Here is a 14,070-nt window from a genome sequence, read left to right on the forward strand (position 1 = left end):
CCTGGAATTGTGCCTATTCAGGGAACGGCTCCCGGTTGAGAGAACTTCTCGATTTTACAGTTACTTAACTCGGGGAAACGTGGAACAGGTCATGAAAGATCTCAAGTCTCAAGCCAGCAAAAGCACGACCCCCGGCAAGGGAGGCCTCACTCCGGAGATTCAGTCCCGGATCGGCCACCAGCTGCGCGCCATGTACGACGACGTGGTGCGGCAGGGGGTTCCGGACCGGTTCGCGGAACTGATCAAGAAGCTTGATGCGCCCGGAGGCGCACCCCAAGTGGAACCTGACAGGGGCTCCAACGACAACAATGGGAGGGATTAATGCCTCTCACGGACTCCCTTCGTGACGACATCCTCGCGGCCGTGCCAAGTCTGCGCGCGTTCGCGATCTCGCTGAGCGGCAATGCCGACCGCGCCGACGATCTGGTGCAGGAAACGCTTCTGCGTGCGCTCGCCAACATCGACTCGTTCCAGCCCGGCTCCAACCTGCCGGCGTGGCTGTTCACGATCCTTCGCAATCTGTTCCGCTCCGACTATCGCAAGCGGCGGCGGGAGGTGGAGGATGCCGAGGGCAACTATGCCAAGACGCTGAAGACGCAGCCGTCGCAGAACGCGCATCTCGAGTTCGAGGAGTTCCGCGGCGCGCTCGAGAAGCTTCCGCAGGACCAGCGCGAGGCCTTGATCCTGGTCGGCGCCTCCGGCTTCTCCTATGAGGACGCAGCTTCGATCTGCGGCTGTGCCGTCGGCACGATCAAGAGCCGCGTCAATCGCGCGCGCTCGAAGCTCGCTGCGCTGCTTTATGTCGATGGCGCCGAGGACTTCGGGCCCGACGAGACCGTGCGCGCCGTGATCGGCGGCAGCGGCGGATAGCGGCCGCGTCAACCGGACCGAGACGAATGTGAAGGCGGCCGTTTCTGCGGCCGCCTTTGCGCGTGTGTGAAAGCCGGATGGCGCGCGCGAGACGGGATCATTCGTCCGCGAACGTGGCGGTGTCGGCGACGCTCGCGCGCGAGGTGCGGTAGCTGTTGACCTTGTGGGCGTCGTCGGCATAGCCGAACGAGATGCCGCAGACGACGCGGCGGTCGTCGGGCAGATTGAAGTGGCGGCGGATCAGCCCGGAATGGCGCGCGAGCGCCGCCTGCGGAATGGTGCCGAGCCCGAGCGCCTGCGCGGCCAGCATGAAATTCGAGACATAAGCGCCGCAATCGATCGCACCGTAGATGCCGAGCGGCTCGTCGGTGTGAATGATCGCGACATGCGGCGCACCGAAGAAATTGTAATTCTCCAGCGCCTGTTTTGCGTAAGCCATCTTGTCGCCGCGGGCGATGCCGAGCGTGTTGTAGAGCTGAAAGCCGCTCTCGCGGCGGCGTTCGAGATAGACGCCGGCATACTCGCGAGGTGGCGTGAAATCGTAATCGTCACCCAATCCGCCCGACGCTTCCTTGTAGATCGCCTGGCGGAAGCGCTCCTTGGCCGCGCCACTGGCGATGATGACCTGCCAGGGCTGGCTGTTGCACCAGGACGCGGTGCGCTGCGCGGTGGTCAGCACATGCTCGATGGTCGCGCGGTCGACCTCCTTGGCCAAGAAGGCGCGGACGGAGTAGCGCTCGTTGAGGAGCTCTTCGAGCACGCCGATGCGGTCCTGGGTCTGGCTCACTTTTGCATCCATGAATTAGCTCGCGCTCCTCGTAGGGTGGGCAAAGGCGCGATAGCGCCGTGCCCACCGACAGACTTACCCCGGCGCATCTGCATATGGTGGGCACGCTTCGCTTTGCCCACCCTACGCGATACAGCGAGAGGCTGGATCACCGACCCTTGGTCGGGATCTTGTTATACGGCACGTCCTTGTCGACGCGAATGTCGCCCGGCAATCCCAGCACGCGCTCGGCGATGATGTTGCGCAAGATCTCGTCGGTGCCGCCAGCGATGCGCATCGAGGGCGAGGACAGCAGCATCTGCTGGAACTGCCCCTGCACCGTCTCCTCGTCGGTGCCGGTGAGAACACCGGCCGCGCCCTGGAGGTCCATGGCGTAGGTCGCGATGTCCTGGAGCATCATGCCCGACACCAACTTGCCGATCGAATTCTCCGGCCCCGGCCGATCGCCCTTCGAGAGCGCCGAGATCGCGCGGTAGCTGGTGTATTTCAGCCCGCTCGACTTCACCGCCCAGCTCGCGAGCTTCGAGCGCACGGCGGGATCGTCGATGGCGAGCCCGTCCTCGAGCATCAGATTGGAGCAGAACTCGAACATTTCAGGGACGCCGGTCGCAAGCCGCGAGCCGATCGACATCCGCTCGTTCATCAGCGTCGTCAGTGACACGCTCCAGCCCTCGCCGACGGCGCCGAGGCGCTGGCTGTCGGGGATCACCACATCGGTGAAATAGACCTCGTTGAACTCCTGCATGCCGTTGGCCTGCTTGATCGGGCGAACCTCGACGCCCGGGCTCTTCATGTCCAGGAAGAACATGGTGAGGCCCTTGTGCTTGGGCACGTTCGGATCGGTCCGCGCGATCAACAGACCGAAGTCGGAATAATGCGCGCCGGAGGTCCAGATCTTCTGGCCGTTGACGACCCAATTGTCGCCCTTCTTCTCCGCGCGGGTGCGCAGCCCCGCGACGTCGGAGCCGGCGGACGGCTCGGAAAACAGCTGGCACCAGATCTCCTCGCCGGAGGCGAGCTTCGGCAGATGGCGGCGCTTGGCGTCCTCGCTGCCAAAAGCCATCACGGTCGGGCCGCACATGCCCTCGCCGATCTGGAACGGTTGCGTCAGCTTGCCGTAGACGCCCTCCTCCTGCTGCCAGATCACCTTCTCGATCGGCGTGGCGTCGCGGCCGCCATATTCCTTCGGCCAGTGCAGGCAGGCCCAATTGCCTTCGAACTTCTTCTTCTGCCAGGCCTTGCCGACATCGACGATGTCATGATTGGCCAGCCGGATGCGGCCGAGCGAGGATTTTGACAGCTCGGCATGCAACTCCCTCGGCGCATTGGCCTCGACCCATTTGCGCGCGGTCTCGCGGAAAGCGGCTTCCTGCGGGGTGTCGTCGAAATTCATGGCGAACCTCTCAATTCTTGCTCGGTGCGTAGGGTGGGCAAAGCGAAGCGTGCCCACCACCTTCCCTCGTTCTCGACAGAATTGGTGGGCACGGCGCTACGCGCCTTTGCCCACCCTACGACTCTAGCCTCTTCCCTTCGTCGGGATCTTGTTGAACGGCACGTCCTTGTCGACCCTGATATCGCCGGGCAGGCCCAGCACCCGCTCGGCGATGATGTTGCGCATGATCTCGTCGGTGCCGCCTTCGACGCGCGTGCCCGGCGCGCGCAAGAGCATCGCCTGGAAACGGCCGGCGAGTTCGCCATCCTCGCCGCTGATCACGCCGTTCGCACCCTGCAGGTCCAGCGCGTAGGTCGCGACGTCCTGGATCATCGAGCCCGCCACCAGCTTGCCGATGGAATTCTCCGGACCCGGGCGCTCGCCCTTCGACAGCGCCGAGATCGCGCGCATGCTGGTGTACTTCAGCCCGCTCGCCTTCACCGCCCAGTTCGCGAGCTTCGAGCGTACAGCGCGATCCTCGATCGCCGGGCCGTCGTCGAGCATCAGGCTGGAGCAATATTCGAACAGCTCCGGGAAGCCGGTCGAGACGGCCGCGCCGATCGCGCTGCGCTCGTTCATCAGCGTGGTCAGCGAGACGTTCCAGCCGTCACCGACCTCGCCGAGGCGCTGATGGTCGGGAATACGGACATTGGTGAAATAGACCTCGTTGAAGTCGGATGCACCGCTCGCCTGCTTGATCGGCCGCACCTCGACGCCCGGGCTCTTCATGTCCAGGAAGAACATGGTGAGGCCCTTGTGCTTGGGCACGGTCGGATCGGTGCGGGTCAGCAGGATGCCATAGTCGGAATAATGCGCGCCCGACGTCCAGATCTTCTGGCCGTTGATGACCCAGTCGTCGCCGTCCTTTTCCGCGCGCGTGTGCAGGCCCGCGACGTCGGAGCCGCCGGCCGGCTCGGAGAACAGCTGGCACCAGACCTTTTCGCCGGATGCGAGCGGCGGGAGGTACGTGCGCTTATGCTCCTCGCGGGCGAACGCCATCATGGTCGGCCCGCACATGCCATGGCCGATGATGAGCATGCGGGACAGCTGGCCGAACGGCCCCTCTTCCTGCTGCCAGATCACGCGCTCGATCGGCGACGAGCCGCGCCCGCCATACTCCTTCGGCCAGTGCAGGCAGGCCCAGCCGGCATCGGCCTTCTTCTTCTGCCAGGCCTTGGCGACCTCGAGAATATTGGCGTTCTTGAGCTGGGTGCGGCCGAGCGAGGATTTGCGCAGCTCTTCCTCGTACTGCCTGGGCGCGTTCGCGCCGATCCAGGCGCGGGCGGTGGCGCGGAATTCGGCTTCCTGCGGGGTGTCGTCGAAATTCATGGTCTGTCATCCTTCGCCGGCGTCGTAGGATGGGTAGAGCGAAGCGAAACCCATCTGTCAGACCACCCGCGTCATGATGGGTTTCGCTACGCTCTACCCATCCTACAAATCACCTGTCGTTACGCCGCGTTCTTCTTGCGCATGCGGTCGATCAACTGGTCTTCCCAATAGGACAGGCTGCCGAGCCCGAGCGCCATGGCGTTGGCGCGGCGGTAGTACATGTGACAGTCGAACTCCCAGGTGAATCCCATACCGCCGTGAACCTGGATGTTGTTCTTGGCGCAATGCTGGAACGCCTGCGTCGCGCTGATGCGCGCGGCGGCGGCGGCTTCCGGCAGCTCGGCCGCGTTGGTCGAGAGCGCCCAGGCGCCGTAATAGCTGTTGGAGCGCGCCAGCGTCGCCGACACATACATGTCCGCGAGCATGTGCTTGACCGCCTGGAACGAGCCGATCTGGCGGCCGAAGGCGATGCGGTCGAGCGCGTAGTCGCGGCCCATTTCGAGCGCGCGGTCGGAGCCGCCGACCTGCTCGAATGCGCACAGCACCGCCGCGCGATCGAGCACCTGGGTCAAAATGCTCCAGCCTTCACCCGCAGCTCCCAGCGGCTCGGCCTTGCAATCCTTAAACGTGATCTCGGCCTGTCCGCGGGTCGGATCGAGATTGGTGAGGCTCTTCACCTCGACGCCACCGGCCTTGAGGTCGACGAGGAACAGCGAGATGTCGCCGTCGCGACCGCCCGATCCGGTGCGCGCGGCGACGACAGCGAAGTCGGCGATCGCACCATCCGCGACCGGCTTCTTCACGCCGTTGAGCACGCCATTCGCAGCGGTGAGCTTGACGTTCTTCGGCGACGGATTGCCCTTGCCCTCGAACAGCGCCAGCGTGCCGATCGCCTCGCCCGAGGCAATCGCCGGCAGCCATTTCTTCTTCTGGGCATCACTGCCCGCGATCAGCAGCGCTTCGGCGGCAAGATACACTGTCGAGGAGAACGGCACCGGCGCATTCGCCCGGCCCATCTCCTCCGCGATCACGCAGAGCTCGAGATGGCCCGCGCCAGCGCCACCGAACTCCTCTGGGATCGCGACACCGAGAAAGCCCATCTCGGCGAGACCTTTCCAGAGGTCCTTGTCGTAGGGCGCCTTGCCGTCGAGCACGACGCGCACCGCCTTCGGCGAGCATTTTTCGGTGAGGAATTTGCGCGCCTGGTCGCGGAGCTGTTTCTGGTCGTCGGAGAAATCGAAGTTCATGGCGGGCTACCCTTATTTATTCGTTGTCATTTATTTGCGCCGTCATTCCGGGGCGCGCGGAGCGCGAGCCCGGAATCCATATCCACCAGCCGGGGTTATGGATTCCGGGCCTGGCCCTTCGGGCCATCCCGGAATGACGAGTTGAGAGAGTTGCGCATTCATCGCAGCACGATCACATCCTGATCAGGCTTGTCCGCATAGAGCCGCTTCACCAGCGCCGCACGGCGCTCCAGGCCGGCGCGCTGGTTGATGTAGCCCTTGTCGGTGAGTTCATTGCCGTCGATGGAGGGCGGCTCGGCCATCAGCATTGCGCGCGCGATAGCGCGGCTGCTGGCGCCGCCACACTCCGTGTTGTGTGCTTCGAGGCCACGTCTGAAGCAGGCGATCACCTCGGGATGTTTCACCGCGTCCTCGAAGCTCAGCTCGAGATTGCCGACGAGCTGGCGACAGGCGTGCAGGTTCGGCCATGCCAGCAGACCGATCGAGCATTGATCCTGCCCGGCAACCAGCGCGTCATGCACAACGGGCGTCGCCGCGGCGATCGCGTCAGTGCGGAGCGATCCGACATGGACGAAGGTGCCGGTGGTGAGCTTGAAGTCCTCTACGACGCGGCCGGCGAAGATGATGCCCTTCACCGGATCGGCATCGTCGACGAAGATGCCGGCATCGCCGATGCAGTAAAAACCTTCCTCGTCGAACATCTTCTTCGTCAGGTCCGGCTGGCCGAAATAGCCGGGCGTGACGTTGACGCCGCGCAGGCGCAGCTCGTATTTTGAGCCGCACGGCACCATCTTCAATTCGACGCCGGGGAACGGCAGGCCGATCAGGCCGACGCGCTCGGTGTCCCAATAGGTGCCGGTCGAGGTCGGCGCCGTCTCGGTCGAGCCCCAGCCGGTGTAGAACACGATGCGCTCGCCGGTCGTCTTCACCGCGAGCGCCTGCATGCGCTCATAGAGATCGTCGGGCAGCCGCGCGCCGCCATAGGCCATGATCGACAGGTTCTTGAAGAACGAGCGGCACAGCGCATCGTCCTTCTCCATGGCCGCCGCGAGCGCGGCATAGCCGGCCGGCACGTTGGCGTAATAGGTCGGCGAGATCTCGCGCAGATTCCGCAGCGTCTCCTCGAACTGGCCCGGCATCGGCCGGCCGTCATCGATATAGAGCGTGCCACCGTCGACCAGCACCGGGTGAAACGCCGCATTGCCGCCCATGGTGTGGTTCCATGGCATCCAGTCCAGCATGGTCGAGATCGGACCGCCGGGATCGCGCGGCCGCACCTGCATCATCATCGCCGCATTGGCGCACATCATCTCTTGCGTGTTGATGACCGCCTTGGGCATGCCGGTCGAGCCGGAGGTGAACAACAGCTTGCCCACGGTCTGCGGCGTGATCTTCGCGATCGATGCTTCGACATCGGCGGTCACGGACGTTGCCGCGAGCTCGGCAAAGCTGACGCTCGTGATGCCGTCGCAGGGACGAGCGACGTGAACGACGGTGACGCCGGTGAGGTCGAGTGCGTTCAGCGCCTTCTCGAAGGTCGGGCCGTCCTGCACCATCACCACGGCCGGCTTGATCAGGTCGAACAGATACTTCAGCTTGACGTGGTCATGGCTCATCAGCGAGTAGGCCGGCGACACCGGCGCTGCTGGCAAGCGCGCCTGCATCGCGGCCTGCGTCATCAGCGCGTGCTCGATCGAATTGCCGGAGAGGATCGTGACCGGGCGTCCCTCGAGCCTGAGATTAAGCAGCGCCTGCGTCAGCGCATCCACGGTGCGCTTGGCCTCACCGTAGGAGACCTTGCGCCATTCGCGGTTCGCTCCGCCGCGCTGCGCGAGCCAGATGCGCTCAGGCGCTTGCCTGGCCCATTTCGCCAGCGAGGCCGGAAGATGCGTCTCGTAGGCTTGCAGCGGAATGCGCGACTTCAGCACCACCGTGCCGTCGTCGCGCCGCTCGACGTCGATGTCGCGCGCGAGCCACTCGACCTTGCGAAAGGCGGGCTTCGTCATCACGGCCGCCGCACTTCCACTCATTTTGCGTCTCCCGGAATTATCGTCCTTTGCGGATCGTTCTCGTTTCAGCGCCTGATATAGACAGGCTTTCGCTTCTCAAGGAAGGCCCTGATGCCTTCCGAAAATTCCTCGGAGCGACTGCACAGGACCTGGTTGCGGTCCTCTATCGCGATAACGGTTTCCAGCGATCCCGCATCGACGCTCATGTTGAGACATTCTTTTGACAGGCGCAGTCCCACGGGCGACGCCGTCATCATCGCATCGACATAGGGCGCAGCAGCAGCATCGAGCTTATCTTCATCGACGACCTCGGACACGAGCCCAACCGCGAGCGCGCGCTCGGCGCCGATGAAACGTCCGGTCAGGATCAATTCGGACGCCACAGAGACGCCGACGAGCCGCGGCAGAAAGTAGCTGGTGCCGATGTCGCAGCCGCCGAGGCCGAGCTTGATGAAGGCGCAGTTCATCCGCGCCGACTTCGTCGCGATGCGGATGTCGGAGGCAAGCGCCAGCGCGAACCCGCCGCCGGCCGCCGCGCCCTGTACCAGAGCGATGATCGGCTGCGGACAACGCCGCATCAGCATCACGATGTCGGCGATGCGGCGCTGCGAGTCGAGCGACTCGGTGACACCGGGCGGCTCCTGCTGCCCGGCGCGGCGGGCCATCGCCGCTTTGAGGTCGAGGCCGGCGCAAAAATTCTTGCCGGCGCCTTTCAGCACGACGACGCGCGTGTCGCGGTTGCGCTGGAGGCCCTGGAAATAGACGTTGAGCGCATCGATCAGCGCGGGATCGAGGGCATTGAGGTTTTCAGGACGATTGAGCGTCACCGTATCGACGCCGTCGTTGTGCTCGATCAGCAGCGGTTGGGACATGGTGCGCTCCTGCTTACCGGTCTTGGCGGTGCCGATTATTGTGCCCTCTCCCCTTGCGGGAGAGGGCATGTACATCGCTAGCCACATACTCGCCGGGGTGAGGGGTCTGTCTCCGCGGATAGAGACCCCTCATCCGGCGCTTCGCGCCACCTTCTCCCACGAGGGGAGAAGGAAGAGCGCATCTACTACCGCGGCGCCATACGGATGGCTCCGTCGAGACGGATGGTCTCGCCGTTGAGCATCGCGTTCTCGACGATATGCACCGCGAGCGAGCCGTATTCCTTGGCATCGCCGAGGCGCGAGGGATGCGGCACCTGGGCACCGAGGCTCTTGCGGGCTTCTTCATTCAGACCCATCAACAACGGCGTGAAGAACAGGCCGGGCGCAATGGTGTTGACGCGGATCTTCTGGCTGGCGAGGTCGCGCGCGGCCGGCAGCGTTAGGCCGACGACGCCGCCCTTCGAGGCCGAGTAGGCGATCTGGCCAATCTGGCCTTCATAGGCGGCCACCGAGGCAGTGTTGATAATGACGCCGCGCTCTTCTCCGACGGGCTCGATCGTGACGAGGCGCTCGGCGAACAGACGCAGGCAGTTGAAGGTGCCGATCAGATTGACGTTGATGATGCGCGCAAACTTTTCGAGCGGATAGATGCCGTCGCGGCCGACGATGCGCTGCGAGCCGCCGATGCCGGCGCAGTTCATCAGCACGCGCGCGACGCCGTGCGCGGCTTCCGCCTTCGCGATTGCTGCCTTGATCTGCTCCTCGCTGGTGACGTCGGCATGAAGCGCGACGCCCTTCACTTCGGTAGCGACCTTCTCTGCATTGTCCTTGTTCTGATCGATCACACCAATCTTGGCGCCCTTGGCGGCCATGGCGCGCGCGGTCGCTTCACCAAGACCCGAACCACCACCGGTGATGAGAACGGCTACGTCTTTCAATTCCATGACAGGCTACCTTTCCTTGGGCGTTTCTTCTCTAGACTTGTACGTCTCGGCCGGATTATCCGGCCGCGGCAGCTTCCTCGGCTTGCGTGAGGATGCCACCGCAAATCAGCGTTTCCATGTGCTTGATGTATTGCCGGCATACGTCATCGGTGACCGGACCGACGCCGGTCGCGCGAGACATCGCGTGCCGGCCAAAGAACAGGTGATCGCAGGCGCCGATCAGGCTGGTGTAGAACAGCACCGGATCGGTGGCACGGAACTCGCCGCGGCTGACGCCCTCAGTGAGCAGGCGGCGATGGAAATCCAGCAGCGGCGCGACGAAGAACTTTGAGACTTCGTCGGCAGAGCCGGCATTGGTCTCATGCAGCAGATAGTGAATCAGCCGATTCATGTAGGGGAACCGGTAATAGGCGCGGATGATGCCGGCGATGTGCAGCTTCAGCTTCGCCGTCGATGTGATCGGTTGCGCCAGCAGATATTCGAGATTTGACATCTCGGTCGCGGCATCGCGCGCGAGCAGCGCCAGCAAGAGGCCGTCCTTGTTGCCGAAATGATATTTGACCAGCGCGGCATTGGCGCCCGACTTCTGGGCGATGTCGGACAGCGAGATCTCGATCGACGAGCGTTCGATCATCAGCTCGCTCGCGGCCACGAGCAATTTCTCTGCCGTGGAATTCTTTCCGCTGGGGAGCCTGTTCGGTACGCTGGTAGTCACGGAGTTCCCTGTTCTCGCCGCTTGAAGCGGCCGCAGATAAGCCGAAGCAGCGCCTCATCACAAGAGTTAATTGATCGATTGACTAAACGATATCGCGCCCATTAAATCCGCCGCGACAATCCAAACTCGATAGAGAACAATCCAGGGAGAGACCGACATGGCCGAGGCTTACATCGTCGCCGCTGCGCGTACCGCGGGCGGGCGCAAGGGGGGCCGCCTCGCCGGCTGGCATCCGGCCGATCTCGCCGCGAAGGTGCTGGACGAACTGGTCGATCGCACCAAGGTCGATCCCGCCCTGGTCGAGGACGTGATCATGGGCTGCGTGATGCAGGTCGGCGAGCAGTCCAACAACGTCGCGCGCAACGCGATCATGGCCTCGAAGCTGCCGGAGAGCGTTCCGGGCACCTCGATCGACCGGCAGTGCGGCTCCTCGCAGCAGGCGCTGCACTTCGCCGCGCAAGCCGTGATGTCCGGCACGATGGACGTGGTGATCGCCGCTGGCGTGGAATCGATGACGCGCGTGCCGATGGGCCTGTCCTCGCAGCTTCCGGCCAAGAACGGCTTTAGCAATTACAAGAGCCCGGGCATCGAGCACAAATATCCGAACATCGTGTTCAGCCAGTTCACCGGCGCGGAGATGATGGCCGAGAAGTACGGCCTGTCGAAGAATGATCTCGACGAATACTCCTACAACAGCCATCAGCGCGCGATCGCAGCGACGCAAGCCGGCCACTTCAAGAAGGAGATCGTGCCGCTCGAGATCACCCGCGCCGACGGCAGCAAGGACACCCATCACATCGACGAAGGCATCCGCTTCGACGCCACGCTCGACGGCATCAAGGGCGTCAAGCTGATTGCCGAGAACGGCAAGCTGACGGCGGCGAGCGCCAGCCAGATCTGCGACGGCGCCTCCGGTGTCATGGTGGTGAACGAGCGCGGCCTCAAGCAGCTCGGCCTCACGCCGCTGGCGCGCATCCATCACATGACCATGACCGGCGGCGATCCCGTCATCATGCTCGATGCTCCGCTGCACGCCACCAAGCGCGCGCTGGAGAAGGCCGGCATGACGATCGACGACATCGACCTGTTCGAGGTCAACGAGGCCTTCGCCTCGGTGCCGACCGGCTGGCTCAAGACCACCGGCGCCGATCCAGCCCGCCTCAACGTCAATGGCGGCGCCATCGCGCTCGGTCATCCGCTCGGCGGCTCCGGCACCAAGTTGATGACCACACTGGTCCACGCCCTGCACCAGCGCGGCAAGCGCTATGGTCTTCAGACCATGTGCGAAGGCGGCGGCATGGCGAATGTAACGATCGTGGAGCGGCTGTAAGCTGCTGCTGCCACACTAACGGTGTCGTCCCGGCGAAAGCCGGGACCCATACCGCGAAATCTATCGATTGTGGTTGGTCGCAGTACCGAACGACAATCCTCTGCCAAACGACGCCCTGTGGTTATGGGTCCCGGCTTTCGCCGGGACGACATCTCGTGTGCCTTGGGACCTACGCTTATGACCCATCCGTCCGTCTACGCCAAAACCACGCCCGACAAGATCGCCTACCAGATGGCCGGGACCGGCAAGGCGATCACCTATCGCGAGCTCGACGAGCTCTCGAACCAGGGCGCAAACCTGTTCCGCTCGCTCGGCCTGAAGGCCGGCGACCACATCGCGCTCTTGATGGAAAACCGTCTCGCGTTCATGGAGATCTGCTGGGCCGCGCAACGCAGCGGGCTCTATTACACCGCCATCAGCCGCTATCTGAAGCAGGACGAGATCGACTACATCATCGGCGATTGCGGCGCCAAGGTCGTGATCACCACGCCGAAATGCGCCGACCAGATCAGGGCCCTGATCAAGGGGACCGCAGGCGAGCCGATCTTCTACATGGTCGACGAACCCCAGCCCGGCTTCCGCTCCTACGACAAGGAAGCGTCGGCACAGCCGACAACGCCGATTGCGGACGAGGTCGCCGGCTACGACATGCTGTATTCGTCCGGCACCACCGGCCGACCGAAGGGCATCAAGAGGGCCTTCGAAGGCAACAAGATCGACGTGCCGAACGCCTTCCTGCGCGTCCTCTGCGCCGACATGTGCGGCATGAATGCGGAGAGCACCTATCTCTCGCCGGCGCCGCTCTATCACGCGGCTCCGCTGCGCTTCAACATGATGGCGATCGTGCTGGGCGGCACCTCCATCATCATGGAGCATTTTGACGCCGAGGATTTTCTCAAGCTCGTCGAGAAGTACAAGGTCACGCAGTCACAGCTTGTACCGACCATGTTCGTGCGCATGCTGAAGCTGCCGGACGAGGTTCGCGGCAAGTACAACGTCTCCACGCTGAAGGGCGCGATCCACGCCGCTGCCCCCTGCCCTGTCGACGTCAAGGCAAAAATGATCGAATGGTGGGGACCGATCCTGATCGAGTATTACGCCGGCTCGGAAGGCAACGGCGTCACCGTCTGCAATTCGCAGCAATGGCTGGAGCATCGCGGCAGCGTCGGCCGCGCCGTGGTCGGCAAGATCAAGATCCTGGACGAGAACGACGAGGAGCAGCCGGTGGGCGAGATCGGCACGGTCTATTTCGCCGATGCGCCTGTTTTCACCTATCACAACGATCCAGAGAAAACGAAGAAGGCCTACAACGCCAAGGGTTGGTCGACGCTTGGCGACGTCGGCTACCTCGACAAGGACGGTTTTCTGTTCCTCACCGACCGCAAGTCCTACATGATCATCTCCGGCGGGGTGAACATCTACCCGCAGGAGACCGAGGACGTGCTCATCACTCACCCTGATATCGCCGACGTCGCCGTGTTCGGCGTGCCGAACGAGGAGATGGGCGAAGAGGTGAAGGCGGTGGTGCAGCCACACGACATGAGCCGCGCCGGCAAGGCGCTCGAAGCCGACCTGATCGCCTACTGCAAGACACGTCTCTCGGCGATCAAATGCCCGCGCTCGATCGATTTCGAAGCCGAGCTGCCGCGCACGCCGACGGGCAAGCTGGTGAAGCGGCATCTGCGCGACCGGTATTGGCCGAAGACGACGGCAAAGATTTAGCCACTTGCTTACCCTCCCCTGGAGGGGGAGGGTCGGCGCGAAGCGACGGGGTGGGGTGATCTCTCCACTCGGGCACTGTTCCACTCGGAGAGACTGTCACCCCGCCCCGCTGCGCATTCCGCTTCGCTGCATGCGCATCGACCCTCCCCCTCCAGGGGAGGGTGAAGCGGAGATTAATCAAACAAACTCGGCGTGTGGTTCACCAGCGCGCCTTCGATCTCGAGCATCTTCAGCTTCGTCACCACGCCGCCATTGGCCGAGAAGCCGCCGGGCTTGTTGCCGGCGGCCAGCACGCGATGGCAGGGCACGACGATCGGGCACGGGTTGCGGCCGAGCGCCTGACCGACATCGCGCGACAGCTGGACGCCGCCGAGCTGCTTGGCGATGTCGCCATAGGTGATGGTCTTGCCGGGCGGGATGGCGCGGGCGATCTCGTAGACGCCGCGGTTGAAGTCGGGCACGCCGTCGAGATCGAGCGGGATGTCGGTGAGATCGTCCGGCTCGCCCGCGAGCAATTTTGTGATGCGGTCGATCGCCTCTCGCACCTCGGCGGTCGGCTCGGCCTCGGTGGCGTCGGCATGGCGCTGGCTGATGCGGGTGCGGATCTTCTCCTCGCCGCCCATGGGCAGTTGCGTGCCGTTGATACCACGCGGGCCCCAGGCGATGGCACAGAGGCCGATCCTGGTGTCGAACAGGGCAAAATGCTGGTCGGTCATGGCTTGGTTCCTGGCTTGCGCCCTCGTCGCATGCCCCCATTGTGATCCATGCCTAAATCTAGGCTTGGAAATAGTTGCGATCCACCCGGTTTCCGGG

Annotated in this window: 13 protein-coding genes; 4 read left to right on the forward strand and 9 right to left on the reverse strand. The window is 63.8% G+C overall.

Features of this window, described 5'->3' with window-relative positions:
• Positions 1-91 precede the first annotated feature (91 nt).
• Both ACVJ5M_RS42570 and ACVJ5M_RS42575 read left to right on the forward strand, forming a co-directional pair.
• On the forward strand, positions 92-322 hold the full coding sequence (locus tag ACVJ5M_RS42570; RefSeq protein WP_063986724.1) for a NepR family anti-sigma factor: 231 nt from the start codon (positions 92-94) through the stop codon (positions 320-322).
• Entirely contained in the window at positions 322-870 is a 549-nt protein-coding gene (locus ACVJ5M_RS42575; protein ID WP_014491704.1) for a sigma-70 family RNA polymerase sigma factor, read from the forward strand. The genes ACVJ5M_RS42570 and ACVJ5M_RS42575 overlap by 1 nt, the downstream gene beginning before the upstream one ends.
• 97 nt (positions 871-967) lie before the next feature.
• Here the strand turns inward: ACVJ5M_RS42575 and ACVJ5M_RS42580 are convergent, their stop codons facing one another.
• The 8 genes from ACVJ5M_RS42580 to ACVJ5M_RS42615 all read right to left on the reverse strand — a co-directional run bounded on the left by ACVJ5M_RS42580 (position 968) and on the right by ACVJ5M_RS42615 (position 10,124).
• Positions 968-1,669, reverse strand: coding sequence for a nitroreductase (locus tag ACVJ5M_RS42580; protein ID WP_063985747.1), 702 nt, complete (start codon positions 1,667-1,669; stop codon positions 968-970).
• Positions 1,670-1,805: 136 nt separating this feature from the next.
• The gene (locus tag ACVJ5M_RS42585) at positions 1,806-3,050 is read right to left on the reverse strand and encodes an acyl-CoA dehydrogenase (protein WP_231143661.1); all 1,245 of its coding nucleotides are present in this window, start codon (positions 3,048-3,050) and stop codon (positions 1,806-1,808) included.
• Between the two features lie 123 nt (positions 3,051-3,173).
• Positions 3,174-4,418, reverse strand: coding sequence for an acyl-CoA dehydrogenase (locus ACVJ5M_RS42590; protein ID WP_354098028.1), 1,245 nt, complete (start codon positions 4,416-4,418; stop codon positions 3,174-3,176).
• A gap of 119 nt (positions 4,419-4,537) precedes the next feature.
• Positions 4,538-5,665 carry an acyl-CoA dehydrogenase family protein gene (locus tag ACVJ5M_RS42595; protein WP_231143662.1) on the reverse strand — a complete coding sequence of 376 codons (1,128 nt, stop codon included), beginning with the start codon at positions 5,663-5,665 and terminating at the stop codon, positions 4,538-4,540.
• Positions 5,666-5,823: 158 nt separating this feature from the next.
• Positions 5,824-7,695, reverse strand: a complete 1,872-nt coding sequence (locus ACVJ5M_RS42600) for an AMP-binding protein (protein ID WP_063985751.1) — start codon at positions 7,693-7,695, stop codon at positions 5,824-5,826.
• A 44-nt stretch (positions 7,696-7,739) separates the two neighbouring features.
• The gene (locus tag ACVJ5M_RS42605) at positions 7,740-8,546 is read right to left on the reverse strand and encodes an enoyl-CoA hydratase/isomerase family protein (RefSeq protein WP_063985752.1); all 807 of its coding nucleotides are present in this window, start codon (positions 8,544-8,546) and stop codon (positions 7,740-7,742) included.
• Between the two features lie 185 nt (positions 8,547-8,731).
• Complete coding sequence (locus ACVJ5M_RS42610) at positions 8,732-9,490, reverse strand: SDR family NAD(P)-dependent oxidoreductase (protein WP_063985753.1); 759 nt, start codon at positions 9,488-9,490, stop codon at positions 8,732-8,734.
• Between the two features lie 55 nt (positions 9,491-9,545).
• Positions 9,546-10,124, reverse strand: coding sequence for a TetR family transcriptional regulator (locus ACVJ5M_RS42615; RefSeq protein WP_231143663.1), 579 nt, complete (start codon positions 10,122-10,124; stop codon positions 9,546-9,548).
• A 238-nt stretch (positions 10,125-10,362) separates the two neighbouring features.
• Between ACVJ5M_RS42615 and ACVJ5M_RS42620 the strand changes: the two genes are divergently transcribed.
• Positions 10,363-11,535: an acetyl-CoA C-acetyltransferase gene (locus tag ACVJ5M_RS42620; RefSeq protein ID WP_354100264.1), complete on the forward strand. Its 1,173-nt coding sequence runs from the start codon at positions 10,363-10,365 to the stop codon at positions 11,533-11,535.
• Between the two features lie 177 nt (positions 11,536-11,712).
• Positions 11,713-13,257 (forward strand): acyl-CoA synthetase, encoded by a 1,545-nt coding sequence (locus tag ACVJ5M_RS42625; RefSeq protein ID WP_063985756.1) that lies wholly within the window; start codon positions 11,713-11,715, stop codon positions 13,255-13,257.
• A gap of 173 nt (positions 13,258-13,430) precedes the next feature.
• On the opposite strand, the gene ACVJ5M_RS42630 is transcribed toward ACVJ5M_RS42625, so the two are convergent.
• The gene (locus ACVJ5M_RS42630; RefSeq protein ID WP_063985757.1) at positions 13,431-13,973 is read right to left on the reverse strand and encodes a methylated-DNA--[protein]-cysteine S-methyltransferase; all 543 of its coding nucleotides are present in this window, start codon (positions 13,971-13,973) and stop codon (positions 13,431-13,433) included.
• Positions 13,974-14,070: the final 97 nt, after the last annotated feature.

Source organism: Bradyrhizobium sp. S3.7.6, assembly GCF_054061875.1.